The following is a 24916-nucleotide window of genomic DNA, read 5'->3' on the forward strand; positions in this document are numbered from 1 at the left end:
CAACCGTGCTGCAGCATGGTTGCGCCAAAACAAAAAGCCCCGCAAGGCTGCGGGGCTTTCGTGCCGGCCGGTCCGTCGGACCAGCCCGGGCCTCACCGGTATCAGAGGGCCTGGATCTTGGTGGCTTGCTCGCCCTTCTGGCCCATGGCCTTGACGTAGCGCACCTTCTGGCCTTCCTTCAGCGACTTGAAGCCGTTGCCTTCAATTGCGGAGAAGTGCGCGAACAGATCGTTGCCGCCTTCATCCGGCGTGATGAAGCCGAAGCCCTTGGCGTCGTTGAACCACTTAACGGTACCGGTTTCCATGTCTATCTCAACCTTGAATTTCAAAATGAGCGAAAACGCTCGTTATACACCGTGCGCAACGCACCCAGCGGATCTGTTTTATCTTCTCCGCCAGCGCATTCCATATGACTTCGATATGTCGCTGTCGTGACAACCGAAACCGTCACGGAACGACAACACCAAATGACACACCGAATGGGCGCTGCACAAGTGGGAATCATTCTGCCGAATTTTCCCGGTGTGTCAATCAGGCTAAGCGCCTAATCATGATGAGAGGTTCCGACAGGAGATATTAGCGTTTTCTACTTCAGTACCGATTCAGTGAATTCCCTGATTTTTTATTGTCGCGTTTGCCTGTGCGTGCACCGGAGCCGGGCCGCGTGCCATGTTGTCGTGCATAATGGGCTGCCGCCCGCTGCAAGCTGGTGCCATCTTTTTTACAAATTTTTACGGCACCGATCCTACCGCGTTCGGGTGAGGCCAGTCCGGCGCGGATATAACATTATGCAGATAAACCACAATACCCGTGACAGCAGGCAGGTTATCCATGCCAATACATGAGTCAATGGCCTGCATCCGCGTCCATACATAAGAGAATGAACGCAAAGATTTCATGTGGTGGCAAACCGGCTGTCCGGAAATCCGGTAACGGACAGTGACGTGGCGGGCTTGGTGACGATCGATCTTTCCCGGCTGGCTGGCAACCCGGTGTCCCAGGCATCGGCCCACGCGGGCGGCCGTTAACGCGCAAGCCGGTTCCATGTCTCCTTTTCGGGACAATTGTTGACAATACCGGCCCGCTGCCTGCTCTAGCATGCGGATGCCGGATACCATCGGACTTTTCCGAATTGACGGTCAGAACCAGGCGCCACGCGGTCGCAAACCGCCTCTAAAATGTCTGGCACCGTGCACTTCGGGTGCGCAAGAATAAAGGAAGCACGTTGTGAATCGACTGGGGGAAGCGCAAGGCAGCCAGCGTGGCCGGGGTGGCCGCACGCCATGCCGGCCGGGGTGGTTGGCCTGGCTCGGGCATCTGGCGCAGTACGCTGCGCTGGCGCTTGCCCTCGGAGCGGCCGGGGCCGCCGCGGCACAGCCGGCGGCCGGCGCTGCGGCATCCGAGCCGGCCATGCCGTCGATCGCGCTGCACTACGGCGCCAAGCCGCCGGTCGACGCGCTGCAGGCCTTCGATATCGCCGTGGTCGAACCCGACAGCGGCTTCGACCCGCGCCGGGTCGCCACGCCCGCCACCTCCTGGTTTGCCTATGTCAGCGTGGGCGAGGTGCTGGAAGGCCGCCCGTATTTCAAGGACATCCCCAAGAGCTGGTTCGTCGGCCGCAACGACGCGTGGAACGCGCCGGTGATCGACCAGGCGGCCGACGGCTGGCCCGCCTTCTATGTCGACAAGGTAATCGCGCCGCTGTGGGCGCGCGGCTTCCGCGGCTTTTTCCTCGATACCCTGGACTCGTACCAGCTCGCCGCCAAAACCGACGCCGAGCGCGCGCGGCAGGAAGCCGGGCTGGTGCGCGTGGTGCGCGCGATCAAGGCGCGCTACCCCGACGCCCGGCTGATCTTCAACCGCGGCTTCGAGATCCTGCCGCAGGTGCATGGCCTGGCCTATGCCGTCGCCTTCGAGTCGCTGTTCCGCGGCTGGAACCAGGCCCAGGGCCGTTATGTGGAAGTGCCGCAGGCCGACCGCGACTGGCTGCTGGCGCAGGCGCGCACCATCCGCGAGCAATACCGGCTGCCGGTGGTGTCGATCGACTACTGCCCGCCGGCGGACCGCCGCTGCGCGCGCGACACCGCGCGGCGCATCCGCGCGCTGGGCATCACGCCCTATGTGGCCGATCCCGGTCTGCAGACCATCGGCATCGGCAAGATCGAAGTGCTGCCGCGGCGCGTGCTGGTGGTGCAGGAGCGCGCCCCGGGCGTGGCGATCGACCAGTCCGAGGGCGTGCGCTTTGTCTCGATGCCGCTCAACTTCCTGGGCTACCGCGTCGAGTTTGCCGACACCAGCGAGGAACTGCCCGAGATCGGCCCGGACCGCTATGCCGGCGTGGTGATGTACCTGACGGGCAAGATCACGGCCCAGCCGGGCCGCTTCCATACCTGGGTGCAGGCGCGCATGGCGCAGGGCATGCCGGTGGTGTTCCTGAACGACTTCGGCACCAGCGTCAGTGGCGCGGTGGCGCGCGGCTTTGGCCTGAAGGCGGTCAGGGGGCGCGTGTCGGGCCCGGTCGAGGTGCTGGCCAAGGACCCGATGATGGGCTTCGAGATGCCGGTGGCGCCCGACCGCAACCAGGCCGAGGCGATCCAGGTGCCAGACGGCGACGGCTTCCGCACGCTGCTGCGCCTGCGCTCCGGCACGCTGACCTACGACGCCGCGGCCATCACGCCGTGGGGCGGCTATGTGCTGGGGCCCTACGCGGTGCACGAGAGCGGCATCGGCACCGCCGACAGCCGCTGGGTGGTGCAGCCGCTGGACTTCCTGCGCGAGGCGCTGCGCCTGCCCGCGATGCCGGTGCCCGACGTCACCACCGAGAACGGCCGGCGCCTGCTGACCATCCATATCGATGGCGACGGCTTTGCCTCGCGCGCCGAGATCCCCGGCGGCGGCTTCTCCGGCGAAGTGCTGTTCCGCGAGATCTTCGATCGCTACCGGCTGCCGATGACCATGTCGGTGATCCAGGGCGAGGTCAGCCGCGATGGCATGTACCCGAAGCTCAGCGCGCAGCTCGAGCCGATCGCGCGCAAGATCTTCGCCCAGCCCTATGTCGAGGTGGCCAGCCATACCTTCTCGCACCCGTTCGAGTGGGCGCGCACGGTTCCGGCGCAGGGCGGCAAGGCCGCCGCGGGCGCGGGCGACGAGGCTTTCCACCTGAACATTCCCGGCTACACCATGGACCTGAACCGCGAGATCGGCGGTTCCATCGACTACATCAACCGCAGCCTGGCGCCCGCCGGCAAGCCGGTCAGCCTGCTGCTGTGGTCGGGCGACTGCCAGCCGCCGGCCGAGGCGCTGCGCCTGACCGACCAGGCGCGCGTGTTCAACATGAACGGCGGCGACACGCTGATCACGCGCAGCAATCCCAGCTGGACCGCGATCGCGCCGCTGGGCATCAACAAGCCCGGCGGCACCTTCCAGGTGTTCGCGCCCAACCAGAACGAGAACGTCTACACCAACCTGTGGCACGGCCCGTTCTACGGCTTCGAGCGCGTGATCGAGACCTTCGAGCTGACCGACCGGCCGTATCGCTTCAAGCCCGTCAACATCTACTACCACAGCTACTCGGGCACCAAGGCGGCGTCGCTGAAGGCGCTGCGCAAGGTCTATGACTACGTGCTGGCGCAGCCACTGCTGCCGCTGCATTCGACCGATTACGTGCGCAAGGTGCTCGACTGGCAGGAGATGGCGGTGGCGCGGGAAGTGGGTGACGGCAGTGCCGGCAATGCCGGCAGTCGTGGCACGCAATGGATCGTGCGCGGCGACGGCAACCTGCGCAACCTGCGCTGGAGCGGCGCGGGCCTGCCCGATGTTGCCGCGGCGAAGGGCGTGACCGGAACCTCGCCGGCGCCCGGCGGCGGCGTGTACCTGCACCTGGACGGCGGCGACGCGCGCTTTGACGTGCGCGAGGCCGTGGCCCCGGCGCCGGCCACGCCGCAGCTGGCAGAAGCCAGCGGCATCGTGCGCGACTGGTCGCAGCGCGACGGCGTCACCCGTTTTGCCTTCAGTGGCTACTTCAAGCCGTTCTTCCGCCTGGCCAACGCCGGCCACTGCCGTGTCAGCGTCGATGGCAAGGCCGTGGCGGCCGTGCGCGAGCGCAACACGCTGCGCGTCGATACCGCACCCGTGACCGACCCCAATCATGTCAGGCAACAAGTCGAAGTCCGCTGCGCCGGCTGAGCGCGAGCGGCTGCTGCCGCCGACGCTGGTGCTGACCTTTACCGCGATCGTGGGCATCGGCCTGGCGCTGATGTTCCCGCGCGAAACCCTGCGCGAACGGTTGCTGGGGCAGGGCCGCACCATCGACGGGCTGACCATGGCCTACCTGGAGGCCTGGTGGAAGGTCACGCCCGACGATCCGGCCTTCATGGGCGTGCTGGCCGAGCAGTACGCGCGCACCGGCCGCCTGGAAGACGCGCAGGCGATGCTGGAGCGAATGCAGGCGGTGCAGGGCACCGACCTGTCGGGCCAGGTGCTGCGCACGCGCATCGAGATCGCGCAGCAGCGCGCCTGGGCCGCGCTGCCGGAAACCGCCGAGCGCGAACAGAACCTGGTGCAGCTGCGCCGGCTGCTGGACCAGGCCGCCGCCCGCCGCTGGAGCGTGGCCGACCTGCAGGCACTGGCCACGCAGGCGCGCCAGGCCGGCGCGGAAGAGGCGATGCGCCGGTTCTATACCGCGCTGGCGAGCCAGGACCGCAACAACGCGGCATTCTGGAACCGCCAGCTAGCGGAGATGGCGATTGCTGGCGGCGACTACCGCGATGCCGCCAACGCACTGTTCGCGCAGCAGGCCGCCGCGACCACGCTGGCCGAGCGGCGCGCGCTGTTCCTGAAGGCGGTGCAGACCCTGCAGTCCGGCAACCTGCTGGACGAAGCGCTGGCGCAGGCCGAGCGCCACGGCGGCAAGCTGCTCGACGACCCCGAGGTGCTGCGCTACCTGACCCGGCTGGCGCTGGCGGCCAACAAGCCGGAGCAGGCCAGCCGCTATGTCGAGCGGCTGCTGAAGGTGTCGGCGCGGCTGCGCGATGCCGGCCATGCGGAGCCGGCCGCGCTCGCCGCGCGCGAGGCCGAGGTGCGGCGCATCGCCGCCAGCCAGCCGTGGCGCGAGCGCGGCGTGGTGTTTCTCGACGGGCCGCGTGGCCTGGCGCTGCGCGAGGCGCTGGCCGCTTCCGGCCAGCTCGGCGTGCGCAGGATCGCGGCACAGGAAGCCCCGCCCGCGCCGCCGGACGAGACCAAATTCAATGCCGACGACTACGAGCTGGCCTATCGCGTGTTCCTGGCCGCGGGCAAGCTCGACCAGGCCCAGCGCGTGGCCGAGACCGCGGTGCGCCGGCTGCCGGCCGAGCCGGTCTGGCGCGAGCGGCTGGCGCAGGTGGCGGAATGGAACCGCCAGCCGGCGGTGGCGCTGCAGAGCTGGCTCGACTATGCCCGCGCCACCAACGACGAGCGCGCGTGGGACGCGGTGATGCGGCTGGCGCCGGGGCTGTCCGACGATCGCGCCTACCTGGCCGCGCTGCGCCACCGCGCGGGCGGCTCGGACCTGAACACGGTGGACCAGGTGGTGGCCGCCTACGAACGCCTGGGCGAACCGGAAGAGGCCATGCGCTTCCTCGAAGGCCTGAGCCGCGGCCCGAAGGCGCGCGAGATCATCGAGCGCCACGCCGCGCTGGCCGAACGCGCCGGCAAGGACGAGCGCGCCTTCCAGCTCTATACGCAGCTGCAGCAGCGCTTCGGCCCGCGCCCGGCCTACGCGCTCAAGCTGGCCAACCTGCTCTATGTGCGCGGCCGGCTGCCCCAGGCGCTGGACGCGATGCTGCCGGCGCGCGCCGCCGCGGGTCCGCGCGACCTGCTGTTCTGGCGCACGTTCACCGAGCTGGCGCGGCTCAACCAGCGCGACGACCTGCTGCAGGACGGCTACCGGCACCTGATGATGGCGGCCGCGCAGACCCGCGACGAGCACTGCCGGCAGCTGCCGGAGGGCCCGGCGCGCAACGACTGCATGGCCGAGGTCCGCGCCACGCAGCAAGCGGACTTCTCCAACCTGATCGCCTACTACGACAGGACCCCGATCGACGCCGGCCGCATCGCCGAGGCCGACTGGCGCCGCAGCGCCAGCCCGGCCGCGCTGGAGCTGGCGCTGTACTACTACACGCGCGCCCACGCCTACCGCCGCATCGAGCGGCTGCTGCAGGACATGAGCGCGGAGCAGCGCCGTGCCGCCTGGCAGTCGAGCCGCTTCCTGATGCGGCGCGCCGAGTACTACCGCGTCACGGGCCAGCGCGAGCAGGCGCTGGCCGACCTGCGCCATGCCGCGGGCCTGCCGGACGCCGACAGCGAAACGCTGGCGGCGCTGCTGTGGACGCTGGTCGACCAGGGCACCGATACCGAGGTGCGCGCGGTGATGCGCCGCCTGCAGGACCAGGCCGAGGACAATCCCGACCTGTGGGGCGCCTTCGCCGCCGGCCATATGCGCTTCCACGACGGGCGCGCGGCGCTGCATTACCTGCGCAAGCTCAACGACGGCAAGAGCGCCGACCCGCTCTGGCTCAGCCTGCTGGCCGACGCCTATGAAGCCATCGGCCAGACCGACATGGCCTGGCGCGTGCGCCGGCAGGCGTGGATCGACCTGCATCGTGGCCGGGTCCGGCGCGGCGCTGGCGATGCGCGCATGCGCCCGGACCATGCCGATGGCGACGAAGAGCGCGAGAACGCCTCGGGCGCGCCGTCGCGCGCGGACCTGCGGCGCCAGACCGTGGCGCTGGGGCAGATCTTTGCCTCGGGCGAGGTCTCGCGCGCGCTGGTGATCCAGATGCTGCGCGCCGACCGCGCTTCCACGGCGGCGCGCGAACTAAGCCCGCCCGACGCGGACGCGGCGTCGCAGCTCGGCGAGATCGAAGGACTGCCGCCGCTGCGCGAGCCCGTCCCCGCCGAGGTCGTGCGCGACGCGGCGCGGCGCGAGGCAGCATTGTCGGCCGCCGGGCGCGATGCCGCGCTGGCTTGGGCGATGTCGGCGGAATCGAACGAACTGGCGCGCGGCTGGCTGGCACGCCAGTACGCCAGCCGGCTGCAGCGTCCGGCGTATGCCGAGGTGGCGATCGCGCTGGACCGGCAGGACCTGAACAGCCTGGACCGTATCCTGGAGCGCCAGGCCGGCCGCGTGCCGGTGGCGAGCCAGATCGAGGCCAACCAGCGCCTGGACCGCCTGGGGGCGGCGCAGACGCTGGCCTTCGAGACCCAGGAGCGCGCCCGCTCCGACGACGCGCTGCAGGAAACCCTGCGCGACACGCTGCTGTTCAACGCGCAGGCGATCGAGCCGCGCGTGCGCTTCCTGCACCAGAAGCCGCTGGAGTTCACCGAAGGCAGCCTGGCCGGCGGCGTGCGGCTGTGGGATGGCTATGACCTGAACCTGCGCGGCACCTGGCGCGACCAGCGCAGCACCGATCCGCGGCAGCTGGCCAACGTGCCGTCGTCGGACCGGCGCGCCGACCTGTCGCTGGGCTACCGCGACAACAATCAGCGCTGGCGCGCCACCGCGGGCTACCGCGAGGGCCTCGACACCATGGCCACGGCGCGCTTCTTCGGCGAGTGGAACCAGCAGGGGCGGCTGCAGTTCAGCACGCTGGCGGGGCTCAACCAGCCGGCCGACGAGTCCGCGCCCCTGCGCGTGGGTGGGGCCAAGGACGTGCTGGGGCTGGGCGCGACGTGGCGCTTCAGCCTGCGCGAGTTCGTCGGCGCGCGCATCGAGTACAGCCGCTTTCGCGGCCAGGACCGCAGCACGCTGGGCCACGGCATGGTGTATGACGTCGAGGCCGGCTACAAGATCCGCACCGCGTATCCGGACTACACCGTGCGCGTGGTCGCCACGCATGCCAGCTACAGCACGCAGGGCGGCAGCCTGACGCCGCGCCAGGCCGCGCTGGTGCCGGCCGGCGATGCCGCGACGCCGGCGTTCTACATGCCGCAGGGCTTCACGCAGGCTGGCGTGCTGTTCGGCTTCGGCACCGAGCTGCTGGACGAATACACCCGCAAGTGGCGGCCGTTCGGCGAGATCGGGCTGTTGCACGACACCCGCGCGCGGCAGAACTTCCGCGTGCAGGGCGGCGTGGCGGGCTCGGTGTTCGGCAACGACCACCTGGCGCTCTATGTGTCGCACGAGACTGCGGCGCGCAATGGCGGGCGGCCGATGACGGAACTGGGATTGCGCTACCGATGGCTGTACTGAGCGCGCGGCGCATGGCGGGACAGGCGGGGCATCAACAGATATGGCAATACGGAAAAAGGGGATGAACATGAACAAGCAAGGCACGGGCAAGACGGGCAAGGCGGTGGCGAGGCGGCTGGCCGCATGGTGCGGCGCGCTGGGCGCGGCGTTGTGGCTGGCGGGCTGCGCGGTGACGGACGTGGGGCGCGCGCCGACGCTGGCGCGCGGCGAGACCATCGCGGTGCTGCCGATCGTCAACTACACCGAGACGCCGCAGGCCGGCCTGCGCGCCGAAGCCATCGCCGAGAGCCTGCTCAAGACCGGCGGCGTGGCCAGCCTGAAGCGCTATCCGGCCGCGCTGAACCCCGAAACGCTGTTCGAGCCGGCCGAGCGCGAGGCGGTAGGCAAGGCGCTGGAATGGGCGCGCGCCGAGAAGGCCCGCTATGCGCTGACCGGCGCGGTGCAGGAATGGCGCTACAAGGTGGGCGTGGACGGCGAGCCGGCGGTCGGCATCTCGCTGCAGCTGCTCGATGTGAACAGCGGCGAAGTGGTGTGGTCCGCCACCGGCAGCGACAGCGGCTGGAGCCGTGCCTCCCTGTCGGGCACCGCGCAAAAGCTGCTGCGCCGCCTGCTGGCGCCGCTGATGCAGGGCTGATGAATGGCTGAGGTGAGGGTGGCGTTGATCGGCACGGCGCCGCGGCAGCGCGGCGATGGATGGTTGAAGCAAGGGGATGAGCGTGGCCAAGACGGCTGACAACACCTATCGCGCGCGGCAGGGACAGGGCATCGGCCTGGGCGGGCGCTATGCGCGCCTGCTCGCGCCCGCGGTCACGGGGCCGGCCGCCGTGGTGGAACTGGTGGTGGCGATGCTGGCCGCGCTGGGGCTGGCCTGGCTGGTGCTGCCGCAGAATCCGTTGCTGCTGGGCATGGGTTTTCCGTGGGCGTGGCTGCTGCCGGTGATCCTGGCGCTGCGCTACGGCACGCTGATCGGCGTGGGCAGCGTGCTGATGCTGCTGGGCGCCTGGTATGTGTACCACCAGACCGGCGTGATGCCCGGCCCGTTCCCGCGCCTGTTCTTCCTGGGCGGCCTGCTGCTGGTGCTGGTGGCGGGGCAGTTCGGCGATATCTGGGGCACGCGCCTGGCGCGCGCGCGCGCCGTGAACCGCTACCTGGACGAGCGCCTGGCGGCGCTGACCAAGAACCACTACCTGCTGCGCATCTCCCACTCGCGGCTGGAAAACGACCTGCTGGCGCGGCCCACCACGCTGCGCGACACGCTGTCGCAGCTGCGCGGCGTGGCGCTGGAACAGGCCGCCCGCGGCGGGCACGTGCTGGCCGGCGCGCAGCCGGTGCTGCAGGTGGTGGCGCAGGCCTGCCAGGTCGAGGCGGCCGCGCTCTACGCCTGCGATGGCGAGCGCGTCGAGGCCGAGCCCGCGGCCAGCATCGGCCCGGCCTTCACGCTCGACCCCACCGATCCGCTGGTGCGCCACTGCCTGGACACGCGCCAGCTCGCCCACCTGCGCGCCGACGGCCTGCAGCACGATGCCCGCACCCGCTACGTGGCGGTGGCGCCGGTGCTGGCAGGCTCCGACCACCTGATCGGCCTGCTGGTGGTGGAGCGCATGCCGTTCCTGTCGCTGAACTACGAGAACCTTCAGATGCTGATGGTGCTGCTGGGCTACTACGCCGACGGGGTCGAGCATGCCGGCGCCACCCGCTCCATCCTGGCGGCGCTGCCGGCGTGCCCGTATCCGTTTGCGCTGGACTATGCTCGCCTGTCGCGGCTGCAGCGCGAGACCGGCATCGACAGCTCGGTGGTGGCGCTGGTGTTCGACACCGATCCCGAGCGCGATGCGCTGTTCGAACAGGTGGTGCGCAGCCGGCGCGCGCTCGACGTGGCCTGGCCGCTGGTCAATCCCCACCATCGCGCCATGCTGACGCTGATGCCGCTGTCCGATGCGCAGGCCGTGGCGGCCTACCTGGTGCGCATCGAAGACATGCTGCGCGCGCAGTTCGGCACCGATTTCACCCGCGCCGGCATCGGCGTCTACTCGCTGGCGGTGCCCGCGACCGGTGCCGAAGAGGCGCTGGTCAAGCTGCTGCGCCGGGCCCAGGTGGACGGCACGACGGCGCGGCCGGCACCGGCAGCCGGGAAAGCGCCCCATGTTTAAGCTCGGCGCCGGCGGCCTGGCCGCCCAGATCGCCGCGCTGGCGCTGCTGGCGCGCGCCGGCAACAGCACCGCGCTGCTGCTGGCGTTTTTCGGCATGCAGGCCGTGGCCGCGGCGCTGACGGCGTTGCTGCTGTGGCGCCTGCTGCCACGGCGCTTGCGCGTGCCGTTCGCGTGGAGCTACGGCTTCCTGGCGCTGTTCTGCTTTTTCGTGCCGCTCGGCGGCGCGCTGGTGTGCGTGGGCAGCTACCTGCTGTCGAAGCTGTTCGCGCGCCGCGTCGACACCAGCGGCATCGGCACCGTGGGCCTGCCCGAATTCGTCACGCACCTGATGTCGCGCGTCACGCATGGCGGCGGCGCGCGGCTGCGGGCGCAACTGGGCAATGCGCGCGCGCCGCTGCCGGAGCGCATGACCGCGCTGGTGGCGATGCAGTCGATGCCGGCGCGCACCGTCAGCCCGGTGCTGCGCGAGCTGCTGGCCGACAGCGCCGACGATATCCGGCTGCTGGCCTATGGCATGCTGGACGGCGCCGAGAAGCAGCTGACCCAGCAGATCCTGGCCGAGCTGCCGCGGCTGGAGACTGCCTACAGCCCGGGCGAGCGCGCCGAGATCAGCAAGCGCCTGGCCGACCTGTACTGGGAACTGATCTACCAGAACCTGGTGCAGGGCGACGTCTACCGCTATACCGCCAGCCAGGTCGAGCGCTACGCCAGCGCGGCGCTGTCGCACGACGACGGCATTGCCTCGCTGTGGTACATGCGCGGACGCCTGGCGCTGGCGCGCAACGCACCGCGCGAGGCGCGCGCCTGGCTGCAGCGCGCCGAGGCGCTCGGCTTCGCGCGCGAGCGCGTGCTGCCGCATCTGGCCGAAGCCGCCTACCTGGAGCGCGACTACGCCGCGGTGCGCCAGCTGATGGCATCCTTTGACAGCCCCTCGCCGCTCCCGCTGGTGCGGCCCCTGCTGCGGTACTGGCAATCATGAGCGAGATCCTGCTGAAAGCGGCGTCGGCCGACGTCATGCTGCTGCTCGAAGGCACCTTCCCGTACGTCAGCGGGGGCGTGTCGAGCTGGGTCAACCAGATGATCCGCGCGTTCCCGGAGCTGCGCTTCGGCATCGTCTTCATCGGCAGCCGGCGCGAGGACTATGGCGACATGGCCTACCAGCTGCCGGCCAACGTGGTGCACCTGGAAACGCACTACCTCTACGACTTCCCGCCGCCGCCGCTGGCGCAGGGCCGCGGCGGCGACGCGAAGGCGTTCGACGCCGCCGACCGCCTGCACGACCTGCTGCGCGAGCCCGGCCGCGAGGCCGAGGCCGGCGCGATGATCCGCGAACTGATGCCGGCGCTGCGCGAGGGCGGCGCGCTGGGCGAGGACGCGTTCCTGTACAGCCGCCGCGCCTGGCAGACCATCACCGACCAATACCGGCGCTTCTGCACCGACCCGTCCTTCACCGACTACTTCTGGACCGTGCGCATCATGCACAAGCCGCTGTGGCAGCTGGTGCGGATTGCCGACGGGCTGATCCCGGCGCGCGTCTACCACACGGTCTCCACCGGCTATGCGGGCTTTCTCGGCGCGCTGCTGCGCCACCGCAACCAGCGCCCGCTGCTGGTGTCGGAGCACGGCATCTATACCAAGGAACGCAAGATCGACCTGTTCCAGAGCCAGTGGATCCGCGACAACCGCAATGTGTTCGAGCGCGACATCTCCCAGATCAGCTATTTCCGCGAGCTGTGGGTGCGCTTTTTCGAAACCCTGGGACGGGTCTGCTATGACGCCGGCGACGACATCGTCGCGCTGTACGAAGGCAACCGCCGCCGCCAGGTGCAGGACGGCGCGCCCGAGGCACGCACGCGCAGCATCCCCAACGGCATCGACCTGCCGCGGCTGGCGCCGCTGCGCGCGCGGCGCCAGCCGGGGGTGCCGCCGGTGCTGTGCCTGATCGGCCGGGTGGTGCCGATCAAGGACGTCAAGACCTTTATCCGCGCGATGCTGACGGTGGTGCGCGAGTATCCCGAGGCCGAAGGCTGGATCGCCGGCCCGGAGGACGAAGACCCCGAATACGCGCGCGAATGCCGCAGCCTGGCCGAAAGCCTGGGGCTGGGCAAGAAGGTGAAATTCCTCGGCTTCCAGCGCATCGACGCGCTGTTGCCGCAGGTGGGCGTGCTGGTGCTCAGCTCGATCAGCGAAGCGCTGCCGCTGGTGGTGCTGGAAGGTTTTGCCGCGGGCGTGCCGTGCGTGACCACCGACGTGGGCTCGTGCCGCGAGCTGCTGTTCGGCCTGCCCGGTGAGGACGCCGCGCTGGGCCCGGCCGGCGAGGTGGTGCGCATCGCCGATCCCGCCGCGCTGGCCGCGGCCGCGCTCGGGCTGCTGCGCGACCCGGCGCGCTGGCAGGCGGCGCAGGCCGCGGGCGTGGCGCGCGTGGAGCGCTACTACACCCAGGAGCGCATGGTCGGCAGCTACCGCGAACTGTATCAACGGCTGATGGCGCAGGCCGATGGCACCGCGCCCGACGCAGCCCGGCACGGCGGCAATCCCGCGCGCTGCCCGGTCCACGGAGGAGCCTGAGCATGGCTGGCATTGGATTCGAGCTGCGCAAGATGCTGCGGCGGGACAACCTGTCCGGCATGCTCAGCGCCTACGCGTATGCCGGCATCATCAGCTCGGGGCCGTGGATCCTGTCGATCGTCGGCATCCTGCTGATCGGCATGCTGAGCCTGCCGTTCGTGGTGCCGGGCACGCTGATCACGCAGTTCCAGGTCTCGGTGACCTACCTGATCGCGGGCAGCCTGATCCTGACCGGGCCGATGCAGCTGTCGTTCACGCGCTTTACCTCGGACCGGCTGTTCGAGAAGCGCGACCACCTGATCCTCAGCAACTACCACGCGGTGGCGCTGCTGGCCACGGTGCTGGCGGGCGGCATCGGCGTGGCGTGCGCGGTGTTCAGCTTCGGCGAGCAGTCGGTGCTGTACCGGCTGCTGATGGTGGCGGGCTTCGTGGTGCTGAGTAATATCTGGATCGCCGCGATCTTCCTGTCGAGCATGAAGCAGTACAAGGCCATCGTGTGGACCTTCCTGCTGGGCTACGCGGTCTCGGTGGCGGCCGCGCTGGGGCTGCGCGGCTACGGCATGGAAGGGCTGCTGGGCGGGTTCGTTGCCGGCCAGCTGTGCCTGCTGACCGGCATGGTGACGCTGATCTACCGCAACTACACCAGCCGGCAGTTCATCTCGTTCGAGGTGTTCCGGCGCCGCTATGCCTACCCCAGCCTGGTGGCGATCGGGCTGCTCTACAACCTGGGCATCTGGATCGACAAGTTCATGTTCTGGTATGCGCCATCCACCGGCCACCAGGTGATCGGGCCGCTGCGCGCGTCGATCATCTACGACATCCCGGTGTTCCTGGCCTACCTCGCCATCATTCCCGGCATGGCGGTGTTCCTGGTGCGCATCGAGACCGATTTCGTCGAATACTACGACGCGTTCTACGATGCGGTGCGCGGCGGCAGCTCGCTGGAGCATATCGAGGACATGCGCAACACCATGGTCCAGACCATCCGGCTGGGCCTGTACGAGATCGTCAAGGTGCAGGCCATCGCCGCGCTGCTGCTGTTCGCGGTGGGCACGTGGGTGCTGCGGCTGCTGGGCATTTCCGAGCTGTACCTGCCGCTGCTGTACGTCGACGTGATCGGCGCCAGCCTGCAGGTGGTGCTGCTGGGCGTGCTCAACATCTACTTCTACCTGGACCGGCGCCGCGAGGTGCTGCTGCTGACCGCGCTGTTCGTGGTGCTGAACTGCGCCCTGACGCTGGCGACGCTGCAGCTGGGGCCGGCCTGGTACGGCTACGGCTTCGCGGTGTCGCTGCTGGTGGTGGTGGCGCTGGCGCTGGCCATGCTGGACCACAAGCTCGAGCGGCTCGAGTACGAGACCTACATGCTGCAATAGCGCGGCGGGCGCAATGGTGCCAGGTGGGCACGCTGGCGCACCCCACCTCGTGGCGTCTCGACGGAATGGGCCGCGATTGGGTAACATTGCGGCAGCCGGCGGGCTTCGGCCAGGCCCGCCGGTTCAGATCGACGGCCGCGCCCCTTGCCAGGGTGAAATACTAAGAATGACTTGCCGGCCGGGCCGTCGACACGCCGTGGCAGAGACCGCAGTTGCAGTCGGAAGCTGGCAGAAGGGTGTAGAGGTATGCGAATTGCATCCGTGGAGGATGATCCGGATCAGGCCGAACTGATCCGGCAGATTTTGGGCGAAGCCGGTTTCGAATGCGAATCCTTCGCCAATGGCCCCGACTTGCTGCGCGCGCTGCGCGAGCGGGCCTACGACCTGCTGCTGGTCGACTGGCAGCTGCCGGGCACCAGCGGTTATGAACTGGTCAGCTGGGTGCGGCAGAAGTCCGGCAATATGCCGCCGATCCTGTTCGTCACCAGCCGTACCGCCGAATCCGACATCGTCGACGGCCTGACGGTGGGCGCCGACGACTACATGCTCAAGCCCATCCGCGCCGGCGAGCTGGTCGCGCGCGTGCGCTCGCTGCTGCGCCGCGCCTATCCGGAGGCCGCGCAGGAAGTCGAGCTGATCCGGCGCGGCAACTACACCGTCGATACCCACGCGCGCACCATCACCGTCGGCGGCGAAGCCGCGGTGCTGTCGCCGCGCGAATATGAGCTGGCCCTGTTCCTGTTCCGCAATACCGGGCGCCTGCTGGCGCGCGAGGTGATGGAGCAGGCGGTGTGGGGCCGCGCCATGGGGGCGGGCTCGCGCACGCTCGACACGCATATTTCCCGCTTGCGCCTGAAGCTGGCGCTGCGCCCCGAGAACGGCGTGCGGCTGACCTCGGTGTATTCGCACGGCTATCGTTTCGAAGAGATTTCCGCGGCCGAAGCGCAGGCGGACGAGGAGCGCGATGCGTAGGGTCGTGCGTGGTATCGCGCTGGCCCTGCTGGCCGGCGCAGCGGTGCCGGCGCAGGCCGGCCCCGCAGGCGCGCAGGGCGCCGACTTTATCTACGTAGTGGAACCGGGCGATACGCTGATCGGGCTGGCCTCGCGCTACATGGCTTCCGAGCAGGGCTGGCGCACGCTGCAGCGCCTGAACGGCGTGGCCGATCCGTACCGGCTGGTGCCGGGGTCGCGCGTACGCATCCCGCTCGCCCAGATCCCGGAGCAGGCGGCGTCGGCGCGTGTGGTCTACGTCAGCGGCGCGGTGCGCGCCAACGGCCGGCCGGTGCAGGTCGGCATGACCCTGGACGAGGCCGCGCGCATCGAGACCCCGGCCGGCGGCTCGGCCACGCTCGAGCTGCCGGACCGCACCCGCGTCACCCTGCCGCCCGGCACCACGGTGGCGGTGAACCGGCTGCGCACCTTCACGCGCAGCGGCCTGGTCGACACCGTGATCCGCATCGACACAGGGGCTGCAGAGACCCGCGTGGCGCCCGAGGGCGGCGGGGTCGGCCGCTTCGAGATGCATACGCCGATGATGGTGACCGGCGTGCGCGGCACACGTTACCGGGTTTCGGCCGATGCCGGCGGCAGCCGCAGCGAGGTGCTGCAAGGCCGTATCGGCGTCAGTGCCGCGCGCACAAGATCGGCACCGGCAGCGGCATCGCAGCGCGCGATGACCGCGGCGGCGTCGCTCGAGGCCGGCTTTGGCATCGGCGTGTCGGCCGGCGGCAGGCTGTCGCAACCGGTGGCGCTGCTGCCGGCGCCGGCCTTGCTGCCGCCGAATGAAACCGTGCTGGGGCCGTCGTTCGAGGCGGCCTGGCAACCGGTGCCGGGCGCAGTTGGCTATCGCGTGCGGGTGGCGCGCGATGCGGCGCTGAGCGAGCTGGTCTGGACCGGCACCGCCAGCGGCGCCGATGCCGCCCGGGTGCGGGTCGACGGCCTGCCGGAAGGCACGCTGTACCTGAGCGTCAGCGCCATCGACCGGCACCAGCTGACCGGCCATGACGCGCAGGCGCCGGTCTCGGTGCGGCTGAACCCGCCGGCACCGTTCACGCAGCAGCCCGCCGCGGATGCGGTGCGCTATGCCGATGCCGTGAGTTTCGAATGGGCCACGGTGCCGGGCGCGGCCAGCTACGAGCTGGCGCTCGCCACCGATGCCGCCTTTACCCGCGATGCCGCCGTCCATGCCGCCGCCGCGTCGCCCGCCGCGCAGGCGCTGGCGCCGGGCCGCTGGTGGTGGCGCGTGCGCAGCGTCGATGCGGCGGGCCTGCCGGGCCCGTGGTCGGACGCGGTGCCGTTCCGCGTCGAGCCCAAGCCGCCGGTTCCCACGCTGCAGGACGACGGCGGCGCGCTGCACATCGGCTGGCCCGATGGCGGCGGCGGCCCCGGCTACCGGGTGCAGCTGGCGGCCGATGCGGGCTTTGGCACGCTGCTGGCGGACGAACACACCGCCACCAACGCCATCGACCTGCCGCGCCCCGCGCCGGGCGTCTATTTCATCCGTGTGGCGCGCGCCGCGCCCGGCGTGGCGCCCGACCCGGCCGCGTTCTCGGCGCCGCAGCGCATTGAAGTCATCGCCATCCTGCGCGACGGGCAGGGCGGCGCAATCGGTTCGGGCGACCGGCCGGACGGCGGTGGCCGCATCCGGCTCCACTGACGCACCCGCCGCGCCGGGCGCGCGCGCGGAGCCGCCTGCGGCGGGGCGCGCCTTCGGCCAGCGCACGCTGGTCGAATGGTTCCTGCTGGCCGTCGCGGTACTGGCGCTGGTGATGTTCGCGGCGCGCCAGGGCTGGACCGAACGCGCCGACCTGGCCGCCTACGACATCGCCATCGGCGCCCAGCATCATCCCGCCCGCGACGACATCGTCATTGTCGGCATCGACGACGCCAGCATTACCGCCATCGGCCGCTGGCCGTGGCGGCGCGCGGTGCTGGCGCAGCTGATCGAACGCATCGCCGCCGGCGGGCCGCGCGTGATCGGCGTCGACGTGATCCTGTCCGAGCGCGACACCCGCTATCCGCACGACGACGCCGTGCTGGCGCGCAGCATGGCGCTGGCCGGCAACGTGGTGCTGCCGGTGCTGGCCGAGCCCGGCCCCGCCGGCATGCTGGTGCGCTACCCGCTGGCCGGGCTGGGCGCCGCTGTTGGCCATATCAACATGGTGGTCGATACCGACGGCGTGGCGCGCCAGGTCTACCTGCGCGAAGGCCCGCACCCGGTGGCCGCCGCCGGCGTGCCGCACCTGGCCGCGGTGATGGCTGGCTTCGGCCGCGCGGGGGCGCTGCCCGAGGGCGTGCGCCATGAGCCCGCCGTGGTCGCCGAAGCCAATGGCTGGGAACGCAGCGGCCGCCTGCGCATCCCGTACGCCGGCCCCCCCGGCACCTTCGCCCGCGTATCGGTGCGCGACGTGCTCGATGGCCGCGCCGATCCGGCCATGTTTGCCGGCAAGGCGGTGCTGATCGGCGCGCTCGCCACCGGCATGGGCGACGTGCTGCCGACGCCGGTCTCGCGCGACGGCCGTGGCATGAGCGGCGTCGAGATCCTGGCCAACACGGTGCAGGCGGTGAGCGACGGCGATGCCATTGTCGCGGTATCCCCGGCATGGCAGGCCGGCGGCACGCTGCTGGCGGTGCTGCTGGCGGCGCTGGCCGCGCTGCGGCTGCCGCCGCGCGGCGCGCTGGTCGCCACCGCGCTGCTGCTGGCGGGCCTGCTGCTGGGGTCGCTGGCGCTGCTGGCGCTGGCGCGGCTCTGGTTTGCGCCGGCCGCGGCGGTGCTGGGCTGCGTGCTGTTTTATCCGTTGTGGAGCTGGCTGCGCCAGGAAGCGGCGCTGCGCTTCCTCAGCGACGAGCTGGCGCGGCTGGAGCGCGAGCCCGGCGTGATGCCCGCGCCGCGCCACCCCGGCGCCACGCTCGACAGCCGCATGCGCGCGGTCTACGGCATGAGCGCGCAGTTGCGCGGCCTGCGCCGTTTCCTTTCCGACGGCCTGGAAAGCCTGCCCGATGCCACCGCCATCTGCGATCTCGACGGCGGCGTGCTGCTGGCCAACCGGCGCTGCGTGGCGCTGGCCCCGGCGCTGCTGGCGCGCGTACCTGAGGGACCAGCGGAGCCGGGCCTGCCGCGTCCCGGCATCCGCGCGCTGATCGAGGCGGTGTGCCCGGCGCCGGCACCGGCGCTGGCGTACTGGCAGGCGCTGCATGACCGCCATGCCGGCGCGCCCGCGGCGCGGACGCCGGCGCCGGTGCCCGAGGGCGGCATCGAAGTGTCCGGGCGCGGCGACCGCCGCTACCTGCTGCATGGAGCGCCGCTGCATGGCGAATCCGGCGCCGTGGCGGGCCTGATCGTCAGCGTGATCGACATCACCGCGATCCGCCTCGCGGAGCGCCAGCGCGAGCAGATGCTGCGCTTCCTGTCGCACGACATGCGCTCGCCGCAGGCGTCGATCCTGGCGCTGATCGAACTGGAAGAGCGGCGCGCGCATCAGGCGGGCTCCGGCACCGGCGATGCCGCCGCAGGCAGCGGTGTGCTGGCCCGCATCGGCGCGCATGCGCGCCGCACCCTGACGCTGGCCGACGATTTCATCAGCGTCGCGCGCGCGGAGTCGAAGGCGCTGGCGTTCATGGAGGTGGAGCTCGGCGGCCTGGTGCTCGACGCCACCGACCAGTTATGGGCGCTGGCCAAGGCGCGCGAGGTGTCCTTGCAGATCGACCTGCCCGACGACCCCGCGGTGCTGCAGGGCGAACCCGCGTTGCTGGTGCGCGCCATCGCCAACCTGGTCAGCAATGCGATCAAGTTCAGCCCCGCGGGCGGGACCGTGACGGTGTCGCTGACGCGCGCGCCGGAGCGCTTCGTGGTGGCCGTGCAGGATCGTGGGCCGGGCATCGCCGAGGCCGACCAGGCGCGGCTGTTCGAGCCGTTTGCGCGGCTGCACGAAGGCCAGCAGGGCGCGCCGGAAGGGACTGGGCTGGGCCTGGTGCTGGTGCGCGCCGTGGCCGAGCGGCATGGCGGCCAGGCCAGCGTGAGCAGCCAGCCCGGCATGGGTGCGGTGTTCCGCATCGAGCTGCCGTTTTCCGCGACCTCGCAGCCTGCCTCGGTATGACGTGATCGCGGCCCGGGCGCGTTTCAGGGCACTGCCTGTTACGGCCGCCGACACAATTGTTGGCAGTCGCAAACGGGGGATTTGCGTAGCATCGGAGCACCGCTGGAGCCGCATCCGGTGGTCTTCACGCCCACGCCAGCTCCCCCACGGCTGTAACTGGCGTGGGCGGCTTTTTTTGCCCGGGCGTGAGGCCAGGCTAAGCGCGAAACGTCAGGGTAAAGCGCGTCTTGCCCGCCTCTGACGACACGCCGATTGCGCCACCGTGCGCGGCGACGATGGCCTGCGTGATCGCCAGCCCCAGCCCCAGTCCCGCGCCATCGGACTCGGGCCGCGCGCGCGACTTGTCGGCGCGGAAGAAGCGGTCGAACAGCGCGGGCAGCAGTTCCGGCCGGATGGTCTCGCCTTCGTTCTCGACCACCACCTGCACCGCGTCGGCACCCGGCGTGATTTCCACCACGATGCCCTTGCCCGAGGGCGTATGCCGCAGCGCATTCGACAACAGGTTGCTCAGCGCCCGGCGCAGCATCAGCCGGTCGCCGGTGATGCGGCCGCGGCCGCGCAGCGTGAGCCGCACGCCCTTGTCCTCGGCGAGCGCATCGTAGAAATCGAACAGCGCCTCGACTTCATCGGCAACTTCGATCGGTTCCGCGCTGGGCAGCGTGATGCCGTGCTCGGTCTTGGCGAGGTACAGCATGTCCGAGACCATGCGCGACAGCCGCTGCAGCTCTTCCACGTTAGACGCCAGCACGTCGCGGTAGCGCGCGGCATCGCGCGGCTGCGACAGCACCACCTGGGTCTGCGTCATCAGGTTGGTGATCGGCGTGCGCAGCTCGTGCGCCAGGTCCGACGAGAATTCCGACAGTCGGGCGAAGTCGCGCTGCAGGCGCTCCAGCATCGCGTTGAGGGTGGCGGCCAAGTCCGCCATTTCCACCGGCACGGTCTCGACCGGCATGCGCTCGTCGAGCTTGTGCGCGGTCACGGCGCGCGCGCGCGAGGCCATCGTGCGCAGCGGCGACAGCCCCCGGCGCGCCGCCCACCAGCCCAGCAGCCCGCTCGCCAGCGCCGCCAGCGCGCCGTAGAACGCGAGCGTGTTGCGGAACGCGTGCAGGAAGTGGTCATGCAGCGCCGTGTCCATGCCGACCAGCACCTGCAGCGTGCCGGGCCTTGCGCCCGACTGTGCGTTGGCGGGCACCAGCGCCAGCTGCGCGCGCAGGCCGCGGTAGGTCTGGCCCTGCTGTTCCCAGGCAAAGGCGTCGTCTGCTGCCGGCGCCTGCGCGGCGGCGGCCAGCGCCGGGCGGAAATCGAAATCCCGTGTGGCGTACAGGCGCTTGCCATCGGCGCCACGCACTTCGGCGACGAAGCCGGCATGGTGTTCCAGCGCCGGCCCCAGCCGTTGCGGCAGCGACGCCGCCGGGCCATCGGCGGCGATCTTCTCGATCAGCCGCACGTTGTCGGCCAGCACCGCGTAGTCCTCGTCGGCGAAATGATCGTCGATCGCCAGCCAGATCAGCACGCCCAGCCCCAGCAGCACCGCCGCCGACGACAGCGAGAACAGGATAGTGAGCCGTGCCGTCAGCGACAGCCGGGGCTTCATGTGGGCTGCCCGTCGTGTGTCGGCGGCGGGTCGGCGTCGTCGGCGGCTTCGGGCGCCTCCAGCACATAGCCCATGCCGCGCACGGTCTGGATCAGGCGGGCCTCGAAGCCGTCGTCGATCTTGGCGCGCAGGCGCCGGATGGCGACGTCGATGACGTTGCTGTCGCTGTCGAAGTTCATGTCCCACACCTGCGAGGCGATCAGCGAGCGCGGCAGCACCTCGCCGCGGCGGCGCGCCAGCAGCTCCAGCAGCGCGAACTCCTTGCTGGTCAGCGTGATGCGGCGGCCGGCGCGCGTGGCGCGGCGGCGGGTCAGGTCCAGCACCAGGTCGGCCACCTGGATGCGGTCCAGCGTCATCTGCGCGGTGCCGCGGCGCAGCAGCGTGCGCACGCGCGCCAGCAGTTCGGAGAAGGCGAACGGCTTGACCAGGTAGTCGTCGGCGCCCAGCTCCAGCCCCTTGACGCGGTCGGCCACGCTGTCGCGCGCCGTCAGGAACAGCACCGGTACCGGGTTTTGCCCGGCGCGCAGCGCCTGCACGATGCGCCAGCCGTCCACGTCCGGCAGCATCACGTCCAGGATGATCAGGTCGTAGGGTTCGGTCATGGCCATGTGCTGGCCGTCCAGCCCGTTGCGCACCAGGTCGACGACGAAGCCCGCCTCGGTCAGCCCCTGGCGCAGGTATTCGCCGGTCTTGGACTCGTCCTCCACCACAAGCAGTTTCATCAGCACTTTCCTTACGCGATTGGTCGTGCCGGGCGCGCTTCCACACGGCCAGGCAACTCTACGCCGGCGTTGCCGGCGCCAACATGACCGCAAGATTACCGGATTGTCATGTTCCGGTCAGACCTCGGTAGGGTGGCGCTGGCTACGCTTGGCGTGCCAACCAACCGAACCGACGTGACATGCGACGCCATCCAAGCCCCGGCCGCCCCGCGCTGCCTCTTTTGCTGCCTGACCCGCTTTCCGGATCGCCTGACCTGCGGCGCCGCCGCTTCGTGCAGGGACTGGCCGCCGGCGGCGTGGTCGCCGGCCTGGGCGGGTTTGGCGCCAGCGCCTGGGCGCAGCATGCCGGGCACGGCGGCAGCGGCGCGCGCGACGGACAGCCCGCGCCTGCGGGCAGCGGTGCCGGCCCGGTGCTGCGCGGCACCGAGTTCGACCTGGTGATCGGCGAATCGCTGGTCAACTACACCGGCACGCCGACCATCGCCACCACCATCAACGGCATGCTGCCCGGCCCGACGCTGCGCTGGCGCGAGGGCGACACCGTCACCATCCGCGTGACCAACCGCCTGCGCGAGGCCACTTCGATCCACTGGCACGGCATCATCCTGCCTTACCAGATGGACGGCGTGCCCGGCATCAGCTTCCCGGGCATCCCGCCCGGCGAGACCTTCACCTACCGCTTCAAGGTCACGCAGACCGGCAGCTACTGGTATCACTCGCATTCCGGCTTCCAGGAGATGACCGGCGTGTACGGCGGCATCGTGATCGATCCGGCTTCCGGGCACGAGCGCGCGCACGCCGACCGCGACCATACCGTGCTGCTGTCGGACTGGACCGACGAAGATCCGATGCGGGTGCTGAACAAGCTCAAGATCCAGGGCGACTACTACAACTACAACCAGCCCACGGTGGTCGACTTCTTCCGCGACGTGTCGCGCGACGGGCTGAAGCAGGCGCTCGACAAGCGCCGCATGTGGAATCAGATGCGGATGAGCCCGACCGACCTGGCGGACCTGTCCAGCGCCACCCTGACCCACCTGGCCAACGGCGTCACGCCGGCGGGCAACTGGACCGGCCTGTTCCGCCGCGGCGAAACCGTGCGCCTGCGCTTTATCAACGGCTCGGGCAACACCTTCTACGACGTGCGCATCCCGGGCCTCAAGCTGCGCGTGGTGCAGGTCGACGGCCAGGACATCGAGCCCGTCAGCGTCGACGAATTCCGCTTCGGTCCCGGCGAGACCTGCGACGCCATCGTGACGCCGCAGGACGACGCCTACACCCTGTTCGCGCAATCGATGGACCGCACCGGCTATGCGCGCGGCACGCTGGCGGTGCGCGAGGGCCTGTCGGCGCCGGTGCCGGCGCTGGACCGGGCCGAATGGCTGACCATGACCGACATGATGGGCGCGATGACCGGCCATGGCGGTCACGGAGGACATGGCGGAGATGGCGGACATGGCGGACATGGCGCTCACGCCGGCCATGGCGCGATGCCGATGGCGGGCATGGACCACGCCGGCATGGACCACAGCCAGCACGCGATGGCGCCCGCCGATGCGCTGCGGGTGCCCAGCAAGACCGCGCGCCATGCCCGCACCGAATACGGCGCCAGCACCGACATGCGCGTCGACATGGCCCGCACCAACCTCGACGACCCTGGCATCGGCCTGCGCAACAACGGCAGGCGCGTGCTGACGCTGGCCGACCAGCACACCATCGGCGGGCCCATGGATGCGCGCGGGCCGGGGCGCGAGGTCGAGCTGCACCTGACCGGCAATATGGAGCGCTATACGTGGTCGTTCGACGGGGTCGAGTTCGGCAAGTCCACGCCGATCTACTTCAAGCATGGCGAGCGGCTGCGCGTGATCCTGCACAACGACACCATGATGACCCACCCCATGCACCTGCACGGCATGTGGAGCGAGCTGGAGGCGCCCGACGGCAGCTTCCAGGCGCGGCGCCATACCATCCCGGTGCAGCCGGCGCAGCGCATCAGCTTCCTGGTCACTGCCGATGCCCTGGGGCGCTGGGCTTGGCATTGCCACCTGATGCTGCATATGGATGCGGGCATGTTCCGCGAAGTGGTGGTGGCGTGATGAAGCAAGCCGAACTCTCGATTGTCATGCCCGGATACAAGAAGACCATGCTGGCCGCCGCGCTGGCGCTGGGCGCCATGGGCGCAGCCTTTGCGCAGGACCCGCATGCCGGCCATGCACACGGCCATGGCCAACAGGCCGCGCCTGCCGCGCCCGCCACGATGCAAGGGATGGACCATAGCCAGATGCAGGGCATGGACCACAGCCAGATGCAAGGGATGGACCACGGCCAGGTGCAAGGTATGGACCAGCCGGAGATCCAGACCATGGACGGCGCCAATGCGCCGCCGCAAGAGTCGGCCCCGGCCATGGACCATGGCGACATGAAGATGCAGGGCGGCAGCGCGCCGCCCGACGCGCGCGACCCGCACGCCTATTCCGGCGGCTACCAGCTCGGCGTCGGCCAGTATGCGCTGGGCGACAAGCGCCAGCTAGTGATGGCCGACGAGCACCTGTTCGCTTCGGTGCTGGTCGACCGCCTGGAATGGGCCCATGCCAACGGCCACAATGCCGCCGCCTACGAGGCGCAGGCATGGTTCGGCAACAGCTTCGACAAGCTGGTGCTCAAGGCCGAGGGCGAGGCCTCCAGGGGCAAGCTGCACGAAGCCCGCACCGAGCTGCTGTGGGGCCATGCGGTGGCCAGCTACTGGGACACCCAGCTGGGCCTGCGCAACGACGCCGGCAGCGGGCGTCCGGCGCGCAACTGGCTGGCGTTCGGCGTGCAGGGGCTGGCGCCGTACTGGTTCGAGGTCGATGCCACCGCCTATGTCGGCACCAGCGGGCGCACCGCGCTGCGGCTGTCGGCGGAATATGAGCTGCTGCTGACGCAGCGCCTGATCCTGCAGCCGCGCATCGAGGCCAATCTCTACGGCAAGAACGACCCGGAAGTGGGCATTGGCAGCGGCTTGTCCAACGGCACCGTCGGGCTGCGGCTGCGCTATGAGTTCAGCCGGCAGTTCGCGCCGTATATCGGCGTGGAGCGCTACCAGACCTTCGGCAATACCGCCGACATGATCCGGACCGCGGGCGGCAAGTCGGGCGAAACCCGCTTCGTTGCCGGCGTGCGCGTCTGGTTCTGACGGATCGCTTC

At 70.3% G+C, this 24916-nt stretch carries 15 protein-coding genes; 12 read left to right on the forward strand and 3 right to left on the reverse strand.

Annotation, left to right across the window (positions count from 1 at the left end):
• Positions 1 to 101: 101 nt before the first annotated feature.
• A complete protein-coding gene (locus tag C7416_RS01100) occupies positions 102 to 305 on the reverse strand; it encodes a cold-shock protein (protein ID WP_010810931.1) in 204 nt (67 codons plus the stop codon).
• Positions 306 to 1410: 1105 nt separating this feature from the next.
• Between C7416_RS01100 and C7416_RS01105 the strand changes: the two genes are divergently transcribed.
• The 10 genes from C7416_RS01105 to C7416_RS01150 all read left to right on the forward strand — a co-directional run bounded on the left by C7416_RS01105 (position 1411) and on the right by C7416_RS01150 (position 19414).
• Entirely contained in the window at positions 1411 to 4185 is a 2775-nt protein-coding gene (locus tag C7416_RS01105) for a bifunctional glycoside hydrolase/polysaccharide deacetylase family protein (RefSeq protein WP_240988219.1), read from the forward strand.
• Positions 4148 to 8227: a tetratricopeptide repeat protein gene (locus tag C7416_RS01110; protein ID WP_111516724.1), complete on the forward strand. Its 4080-nt coding sequence runs from the start codon at positions 4148 to 4150 to the stop codon at positions 8225 to 8227. The genes C7416_RS01105 and C7416_RS01110 overlap by 38 nt, the downstream gene beginning before the upstream one ends.
• A gap of 67 nt (positions 8228 to 8294) precedes the next feature.
• A complete protein-coding gene (locus tag C7416_RS01115) occupies positions 8295 to 8861 on the forward strand; it encodes a penicillin-binding protein activator LpoB (RefSeq protein WP_111517447.1) in 567 nt (188 codons plus the stop codon).
• Between the two features lie 76 nt (positions 8862 to 8937).
• Positions 8938 to 10377 carry a PelD GGDEF domain-containing protein gene (locus tag C7416_RS01120; protein WP_111516725.1) on the forward strand — a complete coding sequence of 480 codons (1440 nt, stop codon included), beginning with the start codon at positions 8938 to 8940 and terminating at the stop codon, positions 10375 to 10377.
• On the forward strand, positions 10370 to 11356 hold the full coding sequence (locus tag C7416_RS01125) for a tetratricopeptide repeat protein (RefSeq protein ID WP_111516726.1): 987 nt from the start codon (positions 10370 to 10372) through the stop codon (positions 11354 to 11356). The genes C7416_RS01120 and C7416_RS01125 overlap by 8 nt, the downstream gene beginning before the upstream one ends.
• Entirely contained in the window at positions 11353 to 12945 is a 1593-nt protein-coding gene (pelF, locus tag C7416_RS01130; protein ID WP_111516727.1) for a GT4 family glycosyltransferase PelF, read from the forward strand. Before C7416_RS01125 ends, pelF begins: the two co-directional genes overlap by 4 nt.
• 2 nt (positions 12946 to 12947) lie before the next feature.
• Positions 12948 to 14318, forward strand: a complete 1371-nt coding sequence (gene pelG, locus C7416_RS01135) for an exopolysaccharide Pel transporter PelG (RefSeq protein ID WP_111516728.1) — start codon at positions 12948 to 12950, stop codon at positions 14316 to 14318.
• 246 nt (positions 14319 to 14564) lie between these two features.
• The gene (locus tag C7416_RS01140; RefSeq protein WP_111516729.1) at positions 14565 to 15290 is read left to right on the forward strand and encodes a response regulator transcription factor; all 726 of its coding nucleotides are present in this window, start codon (positions 14565 to 14567) and stop codon (positions 15288 to 15290) included.
• Positions 15283 to 16974: a FecR domain-containing protein gene (locus C7416_RS01145; protein ID WP_111516730.1), complete on the forward strand. Its 1692-nt coding sequence runs from the start codon at positions 15283 to 15285 to the stop codon at positions 16972 to 16974. The genes C7416_RS01140 and C7416_RS01145 overlap by 8 nt, the downstream gene beginning before the upstream one ends.
• Positions 16952 to 19414: a CHASE2 domain-containing protein gene (locus C7416_RS01150; RefSeq protein ID WP_111516731.1), complete on the forward strand. Its 2463-nt coding sequence runs from the start codon at positions 16952 to 16954 to the stop codon at positions 19412 to 19414. Before C7416_RS01145 ends, C7416_RS01150 begins: the two co-directional genes overlap by 23 nt.
• Positions 19415 to 19610: 196 nt before the next feature.
• On the opposite strand, the gene C7416_RS01155 is transcribed toward C7416_RS01150, so the two are convergent.
• Together C7416_RS01155 and C7416_RS01160 are read right to left on the reverse strand one after the other, a co-directional pair.
• Positions 19611 to 21008, reverse strand: coding sequence for a heavy metal sensor histidine kinase (locus C7416_RS01155; protein WP_111516732.1), 1398 nt, complete (start codon positions 21006 to 21008; stop codon positions 19611 to 19613).
• Positions 21005 to 21730 (reverse strand): heavy metal response regulator transcription factor, encoded by a 726-nt coding sequence (locus tag C7416_RS01160; RefSeq protein WP_111516733.1) that lies wholly within the window; start codon positions 21728 to 21730, stop codon positions 21005 to 21007. The genes C7416_RS01155 and C7416_RS01160 overlap by 4 nt, the downstream gene beginning before the upstream one ends.
• A gap of 179 nt (positions 21731 to 21909) precedes the next feature.
• Here C7416_RS01160 and C7416_RS01165 point away from each other — a divergent pair, with 179 nt between their 5' ends.
• Positions 21910 to 23826: a copper resistance system multicopper oxidase gene (locus tag C7416_RS01165; protein ID WP_240988218.1), complete on the forward strand. Its 1917-nt coding sequence runs from the start codon at positions 21910 to 21912 to the stop codon at positions 23824 to 23826.
• Positions 23826 to 24905: a copper resistance protein B gene (locus C7416_RS01170; protein WP_373425021.1), complete on the forward strand. Its 1080-nt coding sequence runs from the start codon at positions 23826 to 23828 to the stop codon at positions 24903 to 24905. The genes C7416_RS01165 and C7416_RS01170 overlap by 1 nt, the downstream gene beginning before the upstream one ends.
• Positions 24906 to 24916 lie beyond the last annotated feature (11 nt).

Source organism: Cupriavidus phytorum (assembly GCF_003254285.1).
Taxonomy (GTDB): domain Bacteria; phylum Pseudomonadota; class Gammaproteobacteria; order Burkholderiales; family Burkholderiaceae; genus Cupriavidus; species Cupriavidus phytorum.